The sequence below is a fragment of the Lactobacillus sp. PV012 genome, from assembly GCF_014522325.1.
Lineage (GTDB): Bacteria > Bacillota > Bacilli > Lactobacillales > Lactobacillaceae > Lactobacillus.
On record NZ_CP041983.1, the window covers coordinates 411,659 to 430,525 of the forward strand.

Sequence of the window (18,867 nt, forward strand, 5' to 3'; positions counted from 1 at the left end):
AGTGAAGAGATTAAAATATGAGTATAAATATTAAAGAAATATTTTTAGTGAGGTAATGACTTATGATTGAAAATGTTACTGATCAAAATTTTGAAAAAGAAACAAGCGAAGGTGTAACTTTAACTGACTTTTGGGCAACTTGGTGTGGACCATGTAGAATGCAATCACCTGTAGTTGAACAATTAGCAGAAGAAATGGATGATGTTAAATTCACTAAGATGGATGTTGACGAAAACCAAGAAACTGCTAAAGATCTCGGCATTATGGCAATTCCAACTCTTTTAATTAAAAAAGATGGTAAAATTGTAGATCGTTTAACTGGTTTTACTCCAAAAGACAGATTAGAACAAATTTTGGAACAATACACCGATTAAAGTAAAAATAAAAGGGACCTAGTTTGCTAGGTCCTTTTTCATTTCTCAGACTGAGTAGTAATAGTTACAGAATGATCTTTTGGATGAATAGTAGCGGCTGCCTCAGTAACTTTACCAGTTTCTTTTTGAAGGCATTCTGAAATAATGCCACATTCTAAAGAAAATTCAGTACTATCACTATCTAAACGATCAGCTACAGATTGGCCCTTAAGTGAAAGCACAATGGTATTGGATTTCTTTTTTTCAATAGTGAGTTCACCAAAGTTTGCCATTTTGAAGAAGTCTTGTAAATCTTCAAAATTTGAAAGGGCGTATTGGCGACTGATTCGTTTACCTGCCCAATATAAAATGTCGGTTGTATCTTCTCCCAGAATTGTTGGAAAGAGAAAATCGCGATACAATGAGTTTAAAAAATAAATATGTTCTTGTGATTCTGTCATTATCTTTCATTCCTTTTGTCTTCTTTTGTATTTTAACCTAAAATGGGTACAGGAGAAAATATATTTTACTAAAACTATTTATTTTTAAGGAGGATTTTCATGGATAAACGTCCTATTGGAGTTTTAGACTCCGGATTAGGAGGACTAACCGTTTTAAAAAAGGTAGTTGACAAACTACCAAATGAAAATACGATTTTTATTGGGGATCAAAAAAATATGCCTTATGGGGATAAGAGTCGTCAAGAAATAATCGATTTAACGCGTAAAAGTGTGGATTTCTTATTAAGTAAAAATGTTAAAGTGATTATTTTTGGATGTAATACTGCTACAGCTTGGGCAATGGAAGAAATCCAAAAGGAAATTCCAGTACAAATAATTGGTGTAATTCATTCAGGTGCTTTAGCCGCTAGTAAAACAACCGCTGAAAATAAAGTTGTCGTGCTAGCTACCCAAGCTACTGTAAAAAGTGAGGCCTATACTAAGCAATTACATAAAAGAAATAGTCAAATTGAAGTTAAAGAACTAAGTGAACCCCGTTTAGCACCCCTAGTTGAGCAGAATCCTTCTGAAGAAATAAAAAAGCAAGTAGTTAAAGAAAGTTTAGCCCCCCTGAAAGATATTGATTATGATACCTTAATCTTAGGCTGTACTCATTATCCGCTATTAAAGAAAGAGATCGAAGAAGTAGTAGGAGAAAATAAAAAAATAGTTGATCCGGCTGATCAAGTGGCTCAATATACTTATAATGTCTTAAAAAGAGATGAGCTTTTAAATAATGAAGAAAATGCCAAACATGAATATTACACCACAGGGGATGCAGAAAAATTTAAAGAAATTGCAAGGGTTTGGATGGATGATCCAACTCTAGATGCTGATCATATTGAAGATTGAGGGAAAAATGAAATATAACACTCTTTTATTTGCAACAAATAATATAAACAAAGCTAAAGAAGTTCAGGATGCTTTAAAAGCAGCTAATTTTCCACTAAAAGTAATTACAAATAAGGATTTAGTGGATCCGCCTCATGTTTTAGAAACAGGAACAACTTTTTTGGCAAATGCTACTTTAAAAGCAGAAAAATTGGCAACTTTTAGTAATTTACCAACTTTAGCAGATGATTCAGGACTTTGTGTTGATAAATTAAATGGTGCGCCAGGTGTCCATTCTGCTCGTTTTGGTGGTGAGGCCCATAATGATGCGAGAAATAATGCAAAGTTATTGGCTGAATTAGGTGGAGTGCCAGCTGAGGAACGTACTGCTACCTTCCATACAACGATGGTAGTTGCATGGCCAGGACATTTTGAACAAAATTTGGTAACTCAAGGAGAAATTAAAGGAGAAATTTTAAAAACTCTTCGAGGGGATGGAAACTTTGGTTATGATCCACTATTTTATGTTCCTGAAAAAAACAAAACGTTTGCAGAAATGACAGTAGAAGAAAAAAATGCTATTTCTCATCGAGGTCAGGCACTAAGAAAACTATTAAAAGAATTGCCAGCCTGGTGGGAAAAGATGGAAAAAGAAAAATAAAAGTGTGTCTTAATTGATGAAGAAAAAGATACTACTAATTTTAGGAGTACTAATAATTATATGCGGGATGGGAGTCATTTATTATAAGATTACAACAAGGGTGCAGAATGAATATCCTATTTTAGAAGCGAAAACAACAATGAATGATTTTACTGCGACATCGTTTGTAAATATCTATAATAATGGAGAAGTTAAAGCAGCAAGCTTTAAAAATAAAAAGTTTGAAAAGGCAGTTAGTGTTGACCCAGATATATTTGTAGATCATACCAATAAAGACAATTCTATATCCAATACTATTAACATTAAAATGTTGAATAAAAATAAAGAATTAAATAGTGAATCGAAGTACATTGAAATTATTAACTATATTGCCAGATATAGTAATCATATGATTTTCGTATTAAATATTTTCAAGGTAAATAATCAGTACTATGTATTTCTAAAGTATAATGCAGGCGTATCGGATGATGGTACACTATATAAATTTAACAGTAGACTAACTAAAATTTGTACGTTAGATTCAAAGGTAATAGTAGGTTTGAGGAAAGCAGGTTAGTTAAAGGCAGCTGATAATAAAAAGGTCGTCAATGTATGATATTGACAACTTTATAATTTAAAACATTTAGAGCTATTTCATTAGGTAAGAGTAATATTTAATTCTTGTAAATTTTTAATATAGGCAGAAAAGTAAGCTGCTTTAATTGCAGTTTGGGAACCAGAGACAACTTGGAAATGAACTTGGTAAGTTAAACTATCGCCATTTTGTTCAATTAATCCTCGAATTTCTGGTCCTTTTTTTATTTGAGAAGGAAATTTATTTTTGAGTTCTTTATTGGCAAGATTAATTGCGTGACGAACAAGTTTAACATCGCTACTACTAGCAATTTGTAAATCGATATTAAATCCTACACCGCCACGCGTAACATTTTCAACAACAGTAATTTGACGATTAGGAATATAAATTATAGTACCGTCAGAATTTTTAAGGCGAGTTGTTCTTAACCCAAAAGCTAGCACAGTTCCTGTATATTGATTAATGTTTACAATGTCACCAACATCAAATTGTCCCTCACTTAAGATTACCAATCCATTAACTAAGTCACTTACGAATCCTTGTGCTCCCATCCCTAGTGCAAGTGAGACAATACCAGCACTAGCAAGTAAGGTGCCAACGGGTAGTCCAATAATACTTAATATTTCATATAAATAAAAGAATAGTAAAGTATAGCGGAAAATATTCATTGCTAATTGGGTGAAAGTCCTTTTCCGCCCAGTCATCTGTCTTTGAAAGTGTTTATTATGAAGTAAATACTTACTTAGAACTCGTGATCCTACACGCCAAAGAATTAAGAAAATCATGCTTAAGATGACTAATTGAAAGAGTTTGTTGGTTAAATTATGAGTAATATCATTCCAATCGATAGTTTGCAATTTTATTTTTTTACTAGTTGAAGTAATATTTTTAAGAATTGATGTCTGTGTATTCAAATTTTCTACCACCTATAAAACTAATTTAACTATTATAACAAAAATACAGGCACTATTCATTGTTTGAAAAAATAATTAATGCTAGACTTTATATAAGAGAGTAATTAAATGGAGGACAATACATGACTATTTCAATCGGTGCGTTAGCCGGATTAATTGCTGCTATTGCATTTTTAATTTTAGTGTTGTTTACACTACCTGTACTTGTTAATTCAAATAGAACAATGAAAGAGCTCAATAAAACAGTTTCTACAACAAATAAAAGTGTAGAATTATTAACTGAGCAGACAAATGTTTTAATGGATGAAACACAAGAATTACTTGCTAAAACTAATGTATTAATGGAAGATGTAAATGGCAAAGTTGCCGATCTTCAACCAGTTGTGACTGCAGCTGCTGATATTGGAGAAAGCATTTCAGAAATTAATGATTCTTCAAAGAAGATGGCTACACGTTTTGCAACTTTAGGAGCAACGAAAACTGGCTTTGGTATCGTAACATCATTAGCTAGTCGTTTATTTGCAAGACGTAAGCGTCGTAAGGGACAAGATTAATAGAAAAGAGAGTAATTATTATGAGTAAAGCAGGAAGTTTTATTTTTGGTACTGTATTAGGTTTAGGTGCTGGATTAGTTGCTGCATCTTTGTTAATTCCTGAAGATAAGTCAAAGGAATTAAAGCAAAAAGTAGAAGACTTGAAAAATAATGATAAACTTCAAGAATTAAAAACGAAGTACGATAAGGGTACTGAAGCTTTAAAAACACAATTATCATCATTTTCTAATCATGTTGATGACGATTCTGAACTTAAAGATTTTGATGATATCGTAATTGACGATACTAATAATGATTTAGGTTCTAACGAAAAAGAAGATAATGAAACCATTGATAATTTAAAAAATTCAGAAACTGAATTGAATTAATTTTGAAAATGGGCACTAATAAAAATCAAACGAGTTTATCGTTTGATTTTTTGCTTTGTTCTATTAATCAAAATAGGAGAGAATGAGAATGGATCTTAAGATTTTAGGGCAAATTTTACTATTGATAGTCATAATAATCATAATTATTTCTCCCTCATACCGCAATTATCAACAATATTTAGTAAAAAAATTAGGCTTTTGGGATGTTTTAATTCCGATTGGAATTATTATTTTTTCGAATTTAGTGGGAATTTTACTAGATGGTATCTATATGGTATTTTTCTTAATTCCTTTGGATATTGTCTTTTTATGTTCGGCAATATATACATTTATTAAGGTGAAAAAAGAAAGGAAGTAGATTAATCTACTTCCTTTTATTCTTAATCTTTTGGAGAAATGTATTTTAAATCTTTACCAGTTTTAGTAAATGTTTCAAAACCATTTTTGGTAACTACACCACAGTCTTCGATACGAACACCAGCTACATTTGGAATATAAATTCCTGGTTCAATTGAGAAACACATTCCTTCTTGTAAAACAATGTCATTACCTTCCATAATTTGAGGCTCTTCATGAACATTTAAACCGATTCCGTGGCCTAGGCGGTGAATAAAGTATTCCCCATAACCTGCTTTAGTGATAATATCTCGAGCAACTGCGTCAAGTTCACTAGCAGTAATACCTGGTTTTGCGGCATCAATAGCTGCTTGTTGTGCTTCACGATCTACTTCATAGATTTCTTTTTCTAAATCAGTTGGTGTTCCATAGGCTACAGTTCGACTTGAATCAGAAGCATATCCTTCATGCATTGTCCCTAAATCAAATAAAACTAATTCATTAGGTTCAATTTTATTCATTGTTGGACCTAGATGAGGGTTAGCAGCATTTTTACCAGCTTGAACAATTGTTTCAAAACTTGTATGCATAACACCCTTTTGAAGTTTTAATTGATAGTCAATTTGACCTGCTACATAACGTTCAGTAACACCATTTCTTAAAGCGTCAAAGCCAATAGTAAAAGCAAAATCTGCTTCTTCACCGGCTTTTTTAAGCTGCTTAATTTCTTCGTCAGTTTTAAAAAGACGACTTTGAGCAATGAAAGGAGATACATTACCGCTGAAGTTAGAATCAGGAAGTGCTCGCTTAAGTTGCTCTAAACGTTCAACAGAAAGATGTTGCTTTTCAAGAGCGATGTTTTGTGGATTAGCTACGCGTTTTTTGATTAGCTCAGCAATTTTAAGCCAAGGATCTTGGTGGTCTAAATATCCGTAAACTTCACCATTCCAAGCAGAATTTTTTGCTTCTTCAACATTAAGTTCAGGAGCAAAGATAAATGGAGGTTGATCTTTAAATGCAATTAAAGCAAAAATTCTTTCGTGTGGTTCCATACTGTAGCCTGTAAAGTAATTAATACTTAGAGGATCAGAAATGTAAGCAACGTCATTATTTGAGTCAATTAACCATTGACTTAACTTATCTAAATTCATAAATTCACCTTTTTCAAGTATAATAATATGTTGTTCGTAAAAAGTATAACATATTTTTCATCGCAAACGCTTGCAATGTCGTAATAATCCTGATAAGTTAAAATAGAAAAAATATAAAGGTGTGATTTGATGGATAAACAAGATATAACAATCTATGATGTAGCTCGTGAGGCTAAAGTATCAATGGCAACGGTGTCTAGAGTAGTAAATGGGAATAATAATGTTAGAAAAGAAACTAGAGAACGAGTACTTGAAGTTATTAAACGCTTAAATTATCAACCAAATGCGGTGGCGCAAGGATTAGCATCTAAGAAGACTACGACAGTTGGACTGGTAGTGCCAGAATTGACTAATTTACATTTTGCAGAATTATCTAAGGGAATCGATGATATTGCTACAATGTATAAATATAATATTATTTTAACAAGTGTAGAAAATAAAATGGTTTCTGATGAAAATGTCATTCAAAATCTCCTTAATAAACAGGTAGATGGGGTGATTTATATGGCTGATGAAATGAGTCCTCAAGCACGAGAAGCATTTTTAAGAACTAATACTCCGATAGTTTTAGCAGGAACTGTAAGTTTAAATGGAGAATTCGATCGAGTTTCAATTGATTATAACGAAGCTGAAAAAGATGCTTTTGAATTACTTTACAAGGATGGCAAAACTAGACTAGGATTAGTAATTTCCAATCCTGAAGTTGCAATTAACAAAAAAAGAATTGCTTCTTATAGAGAAGTATTGGAAGAAAAAGATTGGGATAAAGAGTATATCTACAGTGGATTAACTTCTTATGAAGATGGTTATAATTTGGCAAGTAAATTACTGGCTGATGAAATTAATGGGGTTGTCGTAACCAGTGATTTGGTAGCCGCAGGGATTATTCATGGTGTAATGGATCGTGGCATCAAAGTGCCAGAGGATTTTGAAGTAATTTCAGCAGTTTCGACAAATATCTCTAAGGTCCTACGTCCAACTTTAACTGCAGTTCAGCAACCACTTTATGACATTGGAGCAGTAGCAATGCGGATGTTAACAAAGTTGATGAATAAAGAAGAATTAGATGAAAAGCACGTAACATTGCCTTATAAAATTGATAAGAAAAATTCTACATTGAACAAGTAAAAAAGGAAGATCAGTTGATCTTCCTTTTTTATCTAGTTTGAATATTAGTAGTGGTTTGGGTAGTAGGGGAGGAATTACTTCCACCCTGTTGACTAGTGCGAGCCTCTTGTTCATTAGACTTAACTGTTTGTTCAGAATTTGAATCATCTTGTTCTTGTCGTGTAACACTCTTCTTCTTTTCATTGGCTTCACTTGAATTTTCAGTGTTTTCAATAAAGAGACTACTAATATCATTTGTGGTGGAGATTGTTTTACCAGTGTAGAGCAAGGTATGACCGTATTTGTTATCTTCACCTTGATAGTGATCGTAGAAGAGTTTGTAATCTTCTGTTGAGCCTCCAATAGCAAATTCAGCACTAGCTTGTGGAGCAGCTGCTAAACTTAAAGCAGTAGTAGTTGCACCAGAAAGATTTATTTGCTCATTGTCAAACATTACAGAACCAGGGAGTGTACCAGTACTTTTTAAAACAGTGTTACGATGTACACTAGCTGGTTGACTAGTAGTGGAATTAAGTTTGAAAATATCTGGATCTTCTTCATATAGAGCATTAGCCATTTTAGCCCAAAGATCCAAGTTAGTAGAATTAGCATCTGAACCTAAATTGTAAGTATGACCATAGAAGTTATCATATCCTAGCCAACTAGTGATGGTTACCCCAGGGGTAGAGCCATTGAACCAGATATCACGATAATCATTACTTGTTCCAGTTTTACCAATTAAGTTATTAGTATCAAAGTTTACTGAATTACTCAATGAGGAAGCAGTTCCACCATCTTTTACAACCTGATGTAACATGTGTTGCATGATATAAGAGGTACCTGATGAAAATACCTTATGAGTTTTTGTTTTATGCTTGTAGATTACTCGTCCAGATGGGTCTTTAATTTCATCAATGTAATAACTTTCGCTGCGATTACCGTCATTGTAAAAGTTAGAAAATGCACTTGCATTTTGAGCTACAGAGAATCCATCACTTGTTCCTCCTAGAGCAATTCCTAAATCGTGGTACTCTTTCTTAGTTAATGAAAGGCCCAAATTATTCATTGGTGATTTGAGGTCTACATTTTTGTTCTTTAAAGTATTGTAAAGGTTAACCGCCGGTAAGTTATAGGAGTGGGCGAGGGCACTTTGAGCATTAATAAACTTGTTTTGAACAGTAGAGTTATAGTCTGTAGGGATGTACTTACCAAATTTAGTTGGGAAGTCAGCAATTGCGGTTTGAGAAGAAATAATCTTATTTTCAATTGCAGGACCATAAACGAGATATGGCTTAATTGACGAACCAGGTGAACGATAAGTATTGAAAGCATGATTAATTTGAGAATCTTCAAAGTTGATTCCACCGCTAAATGCTAGAATAGCACCTGTTTTGTTGTCGAGCATAATGCTACCATTTTGAACATGTTCGGTAGTTCTTACCCATTTATTAGTTGCGGTATCATAATCAGTACTTTCTTTGTCTTCACCTAAGTTAGCATCCTTAACTACACTATTCATTGTAGTATACAATGATTTTTTAATAGTAGTATGAATTTGGTATCCCTTTTGCTGTAAAAGAGTATTAGCAGTGGTTAGATATTGATTGTAACGATTGGTGTCTTTTTTGACACTTTCTACTTGAAGACCATCATTCTTAATTAGGCTTTCAGCGATTAATTCAACACCTTTATTTGCAACTAAATTGTAAAGATAACTGTTTTTTTTCTTAACTTCAGGAGCTTCTTTTTGTTTTAGGAAGTCTTTTTTGAGGTCATAATTCATGGCTGCTTTATATTGTTCTTTAGTAATGTCACCATTACGATACATTCTGAAAAGTACAATATCCTTTCGGCGGAAGGCTAATTTTAGGTCTTTTTGCACATAGCCCTTTGAATCATAAGGTGTGTAGTAAGAAGGACTTTGAGGTAAACCTGCTAGAAAGGCTACTTGAGCTAAGTTAAGATCTTTAATAGATTTACCAAAAATTCCTTGAGCGGCTGTGTTAATTCCTACGATATTTTGACCACTATTATTTTTACCGTAAGGGGCAGCGTTTAAATAGGCTGTTAAAATTTCATTTTTTGAAAAATGCTTTTCAATTTTTTTTGCATAGAGCATTTCTGTTATTTTTCGCCGCCAAGTTGTTTGACTAGTTAAAAATTGCATTTTAACTAATTGTTGGGTCAAAGTAGACCCACCAGTTTGAACACCAACCCCGGTCAATTCTGAAAGAACCGCACGTACGATTGATTTTGGTAAAACGCCGCGGTGTTCATAAAAATTTTCGTCTTCAGTTGCAGTAACTGCTTTTTTAACCAGAGGCGTAATTTGAGAACTTGAAGCTTTGATAACTTTTGTATCGGGATTTACAGTAGCAATTTTTTCACCATCAGCATAATAAAAACTACTTGAACTTTTCGAATGATTTATTTGCTGAGAAAGCTCTTTAACTGTAGGAACATCTTGCTGGTGAATGATACCTAAGGCGTATCCACCACTAAATCCTACTAAAGCAAAAATGATGAATAAGATACCTATTATTGCATAGCGGATAAGGCGATGAATAGTAAGGTAAATGGTACTGCTGTAAAAAGATAGGCGACTTTCTTTTGCCTCTTGTTCTAAGTCAGAAATCTTAGGACCAGAGAAGAAGAATTCATAAAATTTTTTCTTTAAATTTTGCACAAATCCAGATCCTTTAGCTATATAAATTACTTATCCTAATTATAGCAGAAAAAAAGAGCAATCAAAGATTGCTCTTATTACGATTTTATTAATTATTTACTTAATTCATAAATTGCTTCAGCATAAATTGCAATAGAATTAATTAAATCTTCAACTGTCATGTATTCATTTGGTTGATGCATTACAAGAGGAGCACCTTCGGCTTGAGCACCAAAAGCAACCCCATGATCGAACAAGCGCCCGTAGGTTCCACCACCAATAATTACTTCATGGCCTTTTTTACCAGTTTGTTTTTCGTAAACGCCTAAAAGAGTTTTAACAATCGGATCATCACCAGGTACGTAGTGAGGATCTTCTTGACGGCCTTGAATATGAGCAGTTAAAATATCACCAAACTTATCATTAATTTGGTTTACCATGGTTTCACCGTCTGTTCCTTTAGGGAAGCGAACATTGTTTAGAATATAGGCATTTTGAGCATCAAGTTTGAAGACAGATGGAGAACTTACTAGATCGCCCATTAAATCATCATGATGGGCAATGCCCAATTTTTTGCCATCAAAATCTTCATGTTCGATGTTAGCAATAAAGTGAATAAAGTTTTTGACTTGACCATCAAGATTTAAACTATCTAAGAAGAGTGCTAAGAAAGTAGCCGCATTTTTTCCAGTTGCTGGTGCAGAAGCATGAGCACCATGACCAATTAAAGTTAATTCAGCTTGACCACTGTGAAGTTCAAAATTTCCATCAAGTTGGTGCTGTTTTAAGAACTCTTCATATTTTTGTTTAATTGAGTTTAAATCATCACTTTCAATTAAAGCATGAGCAGTATGAGGAATAACATTGGCAGCTGTGCCAGAATTGAAGGCCCAAACTTTGACGTCTCCTTCATTAAAGTCATCTTTAAAATCTAATTTTAAAGTTACAATTCCTTGTTCACCATTGATAATTGGAAATTCTGCGTCAGGTGAAAAGGCTACGTCAGGAGCTGGTTGGTGTTTTAAGTAGTAATCAATTCCTACCCAATTAGTTTCTTCATTAGTTCCTAAAACAAAGTCAATTTTTTTAGAAGGTTTGAAACCGTGTTCCTTTAAAATTAACATTCCATAGTAGGCAGCTAAAGCAGGACCTTTGTCATCTGCACTACCACGACCATAAATCTTTCCATCTTTAATGGTCATTTTAAATGGATCAGTCTTCCAGCCATCACCTGCAGGGACGACATCAACGTGTCCGATAACTCCAACACGTTCTTTACCATCTCCCATGTTGATACGACCAGCGTAGTTATCGAAGTTTTCTGTATCAAAACCATCACGTTTAGCAAAATGTAAGAATTTTTCTAATGCCTTAGCTGGACCAGGTCCTAAGGGATATTTTTCACTTTTATGAGCTAAATCTTCGGAAGAATCGATAGCAATCAATTCTTGTAAGTCATGTAAAATATCTTCTTTCTTTTCTTGGGCTAATTTTTTGTAATCTAATTCCATGTTAATTAACTCCTTTAATATAATGTCTCTGATTAAATATTACAGCATTTAGAAGAAGATAAGTAATTTTTTATCTTTTTTATTGAAAAAGTGCTAAAAATATCTTTTGGTTCACTATGGTACAATTTTAATGAATTAAAAAAATACAGGTGATTTAATAATGGCACGACAATATCAAGAATTAACGTTAATTGAAGAAATAATTCGCAAAGATGGTAGCAAGTATTATGAAATTTCAAACATAGATCAAAATGGAATTGCAGAATTAGCAGTTGATAGAGGAGAATTAAGAAATGTGAAGATACTACAATTAAATCTTCCCAAGACCAAAGCTTTGCAAACTTATGAAGAGTATATTAATGAAAATTATGAACTAGAAACGTTGACAAACGAGGAAGATTGGAAAAATCCAAAATGGGTTGAATGGGAAAAACCGAAGGGAAAAGTTTTGGATGCTTACCAAAATATTTTAAAAGCTAATCGAATTGGATAGAGGGAAAAATGGAAAAATTACGTATCTTACATACAAATGATTTACACTCTCATTTTGAACAATTTCCTAAAATTGGACGCTATTTAAAACAGGCACAAGCAGATACAACAGTTGATCAAGTGTTAACTTTTGATGCAGGTGATTTTATGGATCGCTCTCATCCCTTATCTGATGCTACTGAAGGGCAAGCTAATATTGCTTTGATGAATGAATTTAATTATGATGCAATTACAATTGGAAATAATGAAGGAATAGCAAATTCACATGAGGTACTGGAAAATCTTTTTGAAGATGCAAATTTTCCAGTAATACTTGCAAATTTACGTGAAGCAGATGAGAAGTTACCTAAATGGGCAAATGAGTATCAAATAATAACTACTTCCAAAAATACTAGAATTGGTTTGATCGGTTTAACAGCACCGTATCCAATGACATATGAGCCTAATGGATGGCATGTAAAATTTATCTCTCAAACGCTGGATAACATGCTTAAAAAAATGGCTAATAAATATGATTTTTTAATTGTAATTAGTCATATTGGGTTAACGTTAGATAAGTATATTGCTGAGCATTATCCACAGGTAAAGTTGATTATTGGTGGTCACAGCCATGATTTGCTTGCAGAAGGGATGAAATTAAATCAAACTTGGATTACTCAAACCGGTAAATGGGGTAAATATGTTGGGGATATTCTTTTAGAAATAGAAAATCATCAGTTAAAAAGTGTTACTCCTAAAACAATAACAGTAGATGACTTGCCTGAGCACAAGGGAGATAGAGAGTTTATTGAAAAATTAAGATTAAGTGGTAAAAAACTCTTAGCTGGTCGCCAGATTGCTAATTTACCTAAAAAATTTGCTCAGGGACAAGAAGTGATGATTCAGGCAGCTCTTAATGCAGTCAGTGAAGCGGCTAAGACAGATATTGCGATGCTAAATTCAGGGCTCTTTTTAACAGATGTGAAGCCAGGTATCTTTACAGAAGCTGATTTACAAGCACTTTTGCCTCATCCAATGCATGTGGTAAGAAGTAAATTAGTTGGAAGAGAATTATGGCGCTTGATAATGGAAATGGAAAAAAATCGTCACTTTCTCCAGAAGTTTCACCAGATAGGAATGAGCTTTCGCGGGAAAATATTTGGTAATATCGTGTATAAAGGTATTAAAGTTGATCCAAATTCCAGAACTGTCTATATTAACGGACAAGAAATTGAACCAGAAAAAGAATATGTTATTGCCGTATTAGATCACCATGTCTTAGTGCCATTTTTCCCAACGTTATCAATTGTAGGAGAAAATAAATTTTTATTTCCTGATTATTTAAAGACAGTCGTTGCAAAGTATTTAAGTAAAAATTATCCCCTGAAAAAAAGAGGTGAAGATAGTGGAGAAAACAGAAAATGAAAAAAAGCAGGTTTATCATCCTTTAGCCCAGGTAATTAAGGATGAAGAAAAGGTCTTTATTGATGGAAGAGAATATGAACTAATTGAAAATGTGAGAAATGCATTTGATGTAGAAGTTCTCAAAGAAAAATATGATCCTTTTTTAAATCAATATGATTATCTTGTTGGGGATGTTTCAAGTGAACATTTACGTTTAAAAGGATTTTATGATAGTCAAGATCGGGCTCCAATTGATAAAAAAGCAAATGTAATTGTTGATTACCTGGAAGAGTATTGTAATCCTGGAAGTCCATATTTTATCTTACATTTAGTTGAACAAAATGCAGTCAAGAAAATAGTATTGGGGAGAAAAAACACTCAACATAAAAAGCAGTATCGTTCTTCTAAAAAAGCCCATAATAAAAACAATTTTAAAGATAAAAAAGTTCATCGCACCCGTATTCGCAAGAATGCTATAGCAACTCGAAAAAAGAACCGAAGTAATAGAAAGAATAGTTTTGTAATTAAGAAAAGGAAGAGTTAAGTTGAAAAACAAAAAATATAAAGGCTATTTAATCGATCTAGATGGAACTGTTTATCGAGGTAAACAGACCATTCAAACAGGAGTGGATTTTGTTCATAGATTGCAAGAAAAAAATATTCCCTATCTTTTTTTGACTAATAATACTACTAGAACAAGACAAATGGTCTTAGAAAAGCTGAATGGGCATGGTGTAAAAACTCAGTTAGATCATATTTACACTCCTGTTTTGGCAACGATTGATTATTTATTAGAGAAAAATCCAGGAGTAGATAAAATTCCTGTCTATATAATTGGAGAAGTAGGTTTAAAAGAAGGACTCCTTAATAATTCTCATTTTTATATTGATGAAGACAATCCTAAGTATGTAATTGTTGGAATGGATACCCAGATGACCTATGAAAAAATTAGGACGGCAGTTAGGGCAATCAGAAAGGGTGCAATTTTCTTGGGAACTAATCAAGATTTGAATTTACCCGCAGGGGATGAATTGCTACCGGGAAATGGTTCTCAGTGTGCAATGATTAGTGCAGCTTCTGGGGTAGAACCAATTTATATTGGAAAACCATCCCCAATCATTGTTAACTATGCTTTAAAGATAATTAATTTACCTAAAGAAGATGTAATAATGGTAGGTGATAATTATGATACTGATATCATGACTGGGGTAAATTATCAAATGGATACCTTATTAACATTGACAGGGGTAACAAAAAAGGAGGAATTAGTTGATAAACTAACTCCTCCTACCCATGTGGTTGAACACTTAGGAAATTGGCAAGTATAAAAAATTAAAATTCTTTTCTTTGGACAATTTTTTTTCGTATCCAGATAATAAGCACTGGAACTACTGAAATTAAAATGATGCCAAGAACGATTAATGAAAAATGATCTTGTACTAAAGGGATGTTTCCAAAGAAGTAACCAATGATTGAAAATAAAGTTACCCATAAAAAACCACCGATAAAGTTATAAATAATAAAAGTACGATAGTGCATTTTGCTAGCGCCAGAAACAAAAGGAACAAAAGTACGAATAAATGGAATAAAACGTCCAATTACAATAGTCTTTCCACCATGAGTAGCAAAGAAATTCTCTGCTGCTCTTTTTTTGTTCTCATCAATCAGCTTATTGAACCAAGAATGTTTAGAACCGCTGTGTTGGGACCAATTACCAATTTCGTAATTGGCAGTATCACCTAGAATAGCTGCAATTAAAAAGATAAAATAGCATAGCCAAAAGTTAAGATGGTATTTTGGAATAGCAGCCATTGCACAAGCTGCAAAAATAAGTGAATCTCCTGGTAAAAAAGGAAAAATAACCACACCAGTTTCAATAAATATTATTAAAAATAAAAATAAATAAGACCAGTTACCAAATGTGTTAACCAATGTCACTAGGTGCTTATCAATATGTAAAATAAAATCAACTAGGTTCATCGAAAATCCTTTCTAAGTATTTATAGGCCAGTAGAGTGTAAGGTCATCTTTTTTTCTGGAAAAAGTGTCTCCATTATTTTACTAATGGCAATTTGTACTTCTCCAAAACCTATTCCAATCATTGGGGCACGCCCAGGATAGGTAATTGCATCTCCCACTGCATAAATTCCTTGAATATTTGTCTCCATAAAATTATTTACTTCAATTAGTCCGTGGCTTAATTGAAGTCCCCATTTTCTTAATTGAGTATTATTTGATTTAAATCCATATGCGACTAAAAGGTCATCAAATTCTTTTTCAATCAAGTTATTATTTCCTACTTCTTTAAGAGTAAGCTGGATTTTGTTTGAAGAAGTAGGTTGAATTTTAGAGGGAAGAAATGGGGTGAAAAAGCTTACATTTTTAGAATTAGAAAGGGTCGTGACATTGCTTTCAAGCCCCCTAAAAGATGTTCGCCGATGAATTAAGGTGACTTTATTACGTGGTGATAATTCAAGAGCCCAATCTAAAGCCGAATCTCCACCTCCTAGTACTGCGATTTGCTTGTTCTTGAAGTCTTGTGGATTAGGAAGAAAATAGTGAATATTCTGTTCAAGAGTGGAAGGAATTTCAAGTGGAAGAGGTTTAGGTTGAAAAGCACCTAACCCAGTGGCTAGAACAATACTTTTAACGTAGTAATCATTATCAATAATAAAACCATTTTGATCACTCTTATTGATTTTTTGAACACGATAATTAGAAATAATATTTTTAGTTTCAATTTGGTCATTGAGATTTTTAATTAAATTATCTCCGGTAATTTTGGGATAGGCGGGTATATCTTTAATTTGTTTGTTGGGATATAGATATGTTGGCTGGCCGCCAATTTTTTCTAAAGCTTCAAAAGTAACTGTGTTAAAACCATGGAGCTGGGCAAAACTAGTTGCAAAAAGTCCAATGGGTCCGCTACCGATAATAGCTAAGTCATATTTTTTCACAAATTAGTCTCCTTAATATAGAAATTATTCGTCTTTTATTATTACATATTTTTCAAGATAAAAGGGAGAGATTATAATAAGGTAAGGGAGATGAGACGATGAAAAAAGTAGAAATAGGAGAAGTAGTAGAAGGAAAAATTAGTGGGATACAACAATATGGAGCTTTTGTAAGATTAGAAAATGGTGAAGAAGGACTGATTCATGTATCAGAGGTAAGAGAAGGATACATCGCAAAAATTGGAGAAGAATTCTCTGTGGGACAATTGGTGAAAGTAAAGGTAATAGATATCGATCCTTATAATGGACAAATAAGTCTTTCAACACGCGCTTTACAGCCAAGTAAAATGCGACGAGAAAGAAGACACTTTTGGACATCTAAAAGTGTAAAAATAGGATTTAAAGGCTGTGAGGAAGAACTAAAAAAAGAAATAGAAAAAAGGGTTGCGAAAAGTAAAAGGATAGGGTAATATATTTATTGCTGTTAAGGAAGAAAAAACAGTGAAAAAATATGTTGACAAAGATGAATAAACAACGTATAATAATAAAATGTCTTCGGGATAACAAACCGGCGACAAAGAATTTTAAAATTATCTCTTGCAAGTAAAAAGCAAGTATGATATAATAGATAAGTCGTAAACCGACGCTTTAGTACCTTGAAAACTGAACAAAAATTCGTAAGTGTGCGGGGGAAATAAACCCCAAACAAAGCGAAGTCAATTCGCAAGCAATAAATTTGAGATAACAAATCAAAAAAACGTTAAGAGCTAAGAAAAGCTCATTTCAAAAAGGAAATGAGAGTTTGATCCTGGCTCAGGACGAACGCTGGCGGCGTGCCTAATACATGCAAGTCGAGCGAGCTTGCCTAGATGATTGAAATGCTTGCATTTCATGAAACTAGATACAAGCTAGCGGCGAACGGGTGAGTAACACGTGGGTAACCTGCCCAAGAGACTGGGATAACACCTGGAAACAGATGCTAATACCGGATAACAACACTAGACGCATGTCTAGAGTTTGAAAGATGGATTTCTATCACTCTTGGATGGACCTGCGGTGCATTAGCTAGTTGGTAAGGTAACGGCTTACCAAGGCAATGATGCATAGCCGAGTTGAGAGACTGATCGGCCACATTGGGACTGAGACACGGCCCAAACTCCTACGGGAGGCAGCAGTAGGGAATCTTCCACAATGGACGAAAGTCTGATGGAGCAACGCCGCGTGAGTGAAGAAGGGTTTCGGCTCGTAAAGCTCTGTTGTTGGTGAAGAAAGATAGAGGTAGTAACTGGCCTTTATTCGACGGTAATCAACTAGAAAGTCACGGCTAACTACGTGCCAGCAGCCGCGGTAATACGTAGGTGGCAAGCGTTGTCCGGATTTATTGGGCGTAAAGCGAGTGCAGGCGGTTTAATAAGTCTGATGTGAAAGCCTTCGGCTCAACCGAAGAACTGCATCAGAAACTGTTAAACTTGAGTGCAGAAGAGGAGAGTGGAACTCCATGTGTAGCGGTGGAATGCGTAGATATATGGAAGAACACCAGTGGCGAAGGCGGCTCTCTGGTCTGCAACTGACGCTGAGGCTCGAAAGCATGGGTAGCGAACAGGATTAGATACCCTGGTAGTCCATGCCGTAAACGATGAGTGCTAAGTGTTGGGAGGTTTCCGCCTCTCAGTGCTGCAGCTAACGCATTAAGCACTCCGCCTGGGGAGTACGACCGCAAGGTTGAAACTCAAAGGAATTGACGGGGGCCCGCACAAGCGGTGGAGCATGTGGTTTAATTCGAAGCAACGCGAAGAACCTTACCAGGTCTTGACATCCAATGACAACCTAAGAGATTAGGCTTTCCCTTCGGGGACATTGAGACAGGTGGTGCATGGCTGTCGTCAGCTCGTGTCGTGAGATGTTGGGTTAAGTCCCGCAACGAGCGCAACCCTTGTCATTAGTTGCCATCATTAAGTTGGGCACTCTAATGAGACTGCCGGTGACAAACCGGAGGAAGGTGGGGATGACGTCAAGTCATCATGCCCCTTATGACCTGGGCTACACACGTGCTACAATGGACGGTACAACGAGAAGCGAACCTGTGAAGGCAAGCGGATCTCTGAAAGCCGTTCTCAGTTCGGATTGTAGGCTGCAACTCGCCTACATGAAGCTGGAATCGCTAGTAATCGCGGATCAGCACGCCGCGGTGAATACGTTCCCGGGCCTTGTACACACCGCCCGTCACACCATGAGAGTCTGTAACACCCAAAGCCGGTGAGATAACCTTTAAGGAGTCAGCCGTCTAAGGTAGGACAGATGATTAGGGTGAAGTCGTAACAAGGTAGCCGTAGGAGAACCTGCGGCTGGATCACCTCCTTTCTAAGGAAGGGCAACTGATGGAGAGTGTGAAGACACTAAAAGAAGTCAGAAAGCCAAACAAGAAAAAGGCACACAGAAGAATTTTTGTTTAGTTTTGAGGGCAGTAAAGAAGTTCTCAAGAGTTAGTACATTGAAAACTGAATATAATCAAA

Annotated in this window: 19 protein-coding genes and 1 rRNA gene; 13 read left to right on the plus strand and 7 right to left on the minus strand. The window is 34.6% G+C overall.

All coding sequences use genetic code 11. The features are described from left to right. Nucleotides 1–62: 62 nt before the first annotated feature. Nucleotides 63–374 (plus strand): thioredoxin, encoded by a 312-nt coding sequence (gene trxA, locus FP433_RS02030; RefSeq protein WP_265483351.1) that lies wholly within the window; start codon nt 63–65, stop codon nt 372–374. Between the two features lie 38 nt (nt 375–412). On the opposite strand, the gene FP433_RS02035 is transcribed toward trxA, so the two are convergent. Continuing rightward, nucleotides 413–814, minus strand: coding sequence for a YslB family protein (locus tag FP433_RS02035; RefSeq protein WP_265483350.1), 402 nt, complete (start codon nt 812–814; stop codon nt 413–415). A gap of 99 nt (nt 815–913) precedes the next feature. On the opposite strand from FP433_RS02035, the gene murI reads away from it, so the two are divergent. Genes murI through FP433_RS02050 form a run of 3 tightly spaced genes read left to right on the plus strand, consistent with a single transcriptional unit; the run spans nt 914 to nt 2,901 of the window. Further along, nucleotides 914–1,705, plus strand: coding sequence for a glutamate racemase (gene murI, locus FP433_RS02040; RefSeq protein WP_265486940.1), 792 nt, complete (start codon nt 914–916; stop codon nt 1,703–1,705). 7 nt (nt 1,706–1,712) lie between these two features. Continuing rightward, nucleotides 1,713–2,345 (plus strand): XTP/dITP diphosphatase, encoded by a 633-nt coding sequence (locus FP433_RS02045; RefSeq protein ID WP_265486942.1) that lies wholly within the window; start codon nt 1,713–1,715, stop codon nt 2,343–2,345. A 13-nt stretch (nt 2,346–2,358) separates the two neighbouring features. Then, the gene (locus tag FP433_RS02050) at nt 2,359–2,901 is read left to right on the plus strand and encodes a hypothetical protein (RefSeq protein WP_265486944.1); all 543 of its coding nucleotides are present in this window, start codon (nt 2,359–2,361) and stop codon (nt 2,899–2,901) included. Between the two features lie 80 nt (nt 2,902–2,981). On the opposite strand, the gene FP433_RS02055 is transcribed toward FP433_RS02050, so the two are convergent. Next, complete coding sequence (locus tag FP433_RS02055) at nt 2,982–3,833, minus strand: mechanosensitive ion channel family protein (RefSeq protein WP_265486946.1); 852 nt, start codon at nt 3,831–3,833, stop codon at nt 2,982–2,984. 122 nt (nt 3,834–3,955) lie between these two features. Between FP433_RS02055 and FP433_RS02060 the strand changes: the two genes are divergently transcribed. Both FP433_RS02060 and FP433_RS02065 read left to right on the plus strand, forming a co-directional pair. Beyond that, a complete protein-coding gene (locus FP433_RS02060) occupies nt 3,956–4,387 on the plus strand; it encodes a DUF948 domain-containing protein (protein WP_265483344.1) in 432 nt (143 codons plus the stop codon). 20 nt (nt 4,388–4,407) lie between these two features. Next, nucleotides 4,408–4,755 (plus strand): DUF1269 domain-containing family protein, encoded by a 348-nt coding sequence (locus tag FP433_RS02065; RefSeq protein WP_265483342.1) that lies wholly within the window; start codon nt 4,408–4,410, stop codon nt 4,753–4,755. Between the two features lie 380 nt (nt 4,756–5,135). On the opposite strand, the gene FP433_RS02070 is transcribed toward FP433_RS02065, so the two are convergent. Next, entirely contained in the window at nt 5,136–6,242 is a 1,107-nt protein-coding gene (locus FP433_RS02070) for an aminopeptidase P family protein (protein ID WP_265486947.1), read from the minus strand. 129 nt (nt 6,243–6,371) lie between these two features. On the opposite strand from FP433_RS02070, the gene FP433_RS02075 reads away from it, so the two are divergent. Beyond that, a complete protein-coding gene (locus FP433_RS02075) occupies nt 6,372–7,370 on the plus strand; it encodes a substrate-binding domain-containing protein (protein WP_265483338.1) in 999 nt (332 codons plus the stop codon). A gap of 28 nt (nt 7,371–7,398) precedes the next feature. On the opposite strand, the gene FP433_RS02080 is transcribed toward FP433_RS02075, so the two are convergent. Next, entirely contained in the window at nt 7,399–10,035 is a 2,637-nt protein-coding gene (locus tag FP433_RS02080) for a transglycosylase domain-containing protein (RefSeq protein ID WP_265486948.1), read from the minus strand. A gap of 92 nt (nt 10,036–10,127) precedes the next feature. Next, the gene (gene pepV / locus FP433_RS02085) at nt 10,128–11,525 is read right to left on the minus strand and encodes a dipeptidase PepV (protein ID WP_265483335.1); all 1,398 of its coding nucleotides are present in this window, start codon (nt 11,523–11,525) and stop codon (nt 10,128–10,130) included. Between the two features lie 160 nt (nt 11,526–11,685). On the opposite strand from pepV, the gene FP433_RS02090 reads away from it, so the two are divergent. The 4 genes from FP433_RS02090 to FP433_RS02105 are packed head-to-tail and all read left to right on the plus strand — an operon-like array spanning nt 11,686 to nt 14,728. After that, nucleotides 11,686–12,018, plus strand: coding sequence for a hypothetical protein (locus tag FP433_RS02090; RefSeq protein ID WP_265483334.1), 333 nt, complete (start codon nt 11,686–11,688; stop codon nt 12,016–12,018). An 8-nt stretch (nt 12,019–12,026) separates the two neighbouring features. After that, complete coding sequence (locus FP433_RS02095; RefSeq protein WP_265486950.1) at nt 12,027–13,421, plus strand: bifunctional metallophosphatase/5'-nucleotidase; 1,395 nt, start codon at nt 12,027–12,029, stop codon at nt 13,419–13,421. Beyond that, on the plus strand, nt 13,402–13,944 hold the full coding sequence (locus tag FP433_RS02100) for a YutD family protein (RefSeq protein WP_265483330.1): 543 nt from the start codon (nt 13,402–13,404) through the stop codon (nt 13,942–13,944). The genes FP433_RS02095 and FP433_RS02100 overlap by 20 nt, the downstream gene beginning before the upstream one ends. A 1-nt stretch (nt 13,945) precedes the next feature. Continuing rightward, nucleotides 13,946–14,728, plus strand: coding sequence for a TIGR01457 family HAD-type hydrolase (locus tag FP433_RS02105; RefSeq protein ID WP_265486952.1), 783 nt, complete (start codon nt 13,946–13,948; stop codon nt 14,726–14,728). A 4-nt stretch (nt 14,729–14,732) separates the two neighbouring features. Here FP433_RS02105 and FP433_RS02110 read toward each other — a convergent pair whose 3' ends face one another. Together FP433_RS02110 and FP433_RS02115 are read right to left on the minus strand one after the other, a co-directional pair. Continuing rightward, nucleotides 14,733–15,380: a VTT domain-containing protein gene (locus tag FP433_RS02110; protein ID WP_265483326.1), complete on the minus strand. Its 648-nt coding sequence runs from the start codon at nt 15,378–15,380 to the stop codon at nt 14,733–14,735. 20 nt (nt 15,381–15,400) lie between these two features. Then, entirely contained in the window at nt 15,401–16,357 is a 957-nt protein-coding gene (locus FP433_RS02115; RefSeq protein ID WP_265486954.1) for an NAD(P)/FAD-dependent oxidoreductase, read from the minus strand. Between the two features lie 98 nt (nt 16,358–16,455). On the opposite strand from FP433_RS02115, the gene FP433_RS02120 reads away from it, so the two are divergent. Together FP433_RS02120 and FP433_RS02125 are read left to right on the plus strand one after the other, a co-directional pair. Next, nucleotides 16,456–16,824: a CvfD/Ygs/GSP13 family RNA-binding post-transcriptional regulator gene (locus FP433_RS02120; protein ID WP_265486956.1), complete on the plus strand. Its 369-nt coding sequence runs from the start codon at nt 16,456–16,458 to the stop codon at nt 16,822–16,824. A 320-nt stretch (nt 16,825–17,144) separates the two neighbouring features. Then, nucleotides 17,145–18,715, plus strand: a 16S ribosomal RNA gene (locus FP433_RS02125). Nucleotides 18,716–18,867 lie beyond the last annotated feature (152 nt).

Excerpts from the sequence above, each read along its gene's own strand:
- trxA (WP_265483351.1), top strand. The coding sequence starts at position 63 with ATGATTGAAAATGTTACTGATCAAAATTTTGAAAAAGAAACAAGCGAA.
- FP433_RS02035 (WP_265483350.1), bottom strand. The coding sequence starts at position 814 with ATGACAGAATCACAAGAACATATTTATTTTTTAAACTCATTGTATCGC.
- murI (WP_265486940.1), top strand. The coding sequence starts at position 914 with ATGGATAAACGTCCTATTGGAGTTTTAGACTCCGGATTAGGAGGACTA.
- FP433_RS02045 (WP_265486942.1), top strand. The coding sequence starts at position 1,713 with ATGAAATATAACACTCTTTTATTTGCAACAAATAATATAAACAAAGCT.
- FP433_RS02060 (WP_265483344.1), top strand. The coding sequence starts at position 3,956 with ATGACTATTTCAATCGGTGCGTTAGCCGGATTAATTGCTGCTATTGCA.
- FP433_RS02065 (WP_265483342.1), top strand. The coding sequence starts at position 4,408 with ATGAGTAAAGCAGGAAGTTTTATTTTTGGTACTGTATTAGGTTTAGGT.
- FP433_RS02070 (WP_265486947.1), bottom strand. The coding sequence starts at position 6,242 with ATGAATTTAGATAAGTTAAGTCAATGGTTAATTGACTCAAATAATGAC.
- FP433_RS02075 (WP_265483338.1), top strand. The coding sequence starts at position 6,372 with ATGGATAAACAAGATATAACAATCTATGATGTAGCTCGTGAGGCTAAA.
- pepV (WP_265483335.1), bottom strand. The coding sequence starts at position 11,525 with ATGGAATTAGATTACAAAAAATTAGCCCAAGAAAAGAAAGAAGATATT.
- FP433_RS02090 (WP_265483334.1), top strand. The coding sequence starts at position 11,686 with ATGGCACGACAATATCAAGAATTAACGTTAATTGAAGAAATAATTCGC.
- FP433_RS02095 (WP_265486950.1), top strand. The coding sequence starts at position 12,027 with ATGGAAAAATTACGTATCTTACATACAAATGATTTACACTCTCATTTT.
- FP433_RS02110 (WP_265483326.1), bottom strand. The coding sequence starts at position 15,380 with ATGAACCTAGTTGATTTTATTTTACATATTGATAAGCACCTAGTGACA.
- FP433_RS02120 (WP_265486956.1), top strand. The coding sequence starts at position 16,456 with ATGAAAAAAGTAGAAATAGGAGAAGTAGTAGAAGGAAAAATTAGTGGG.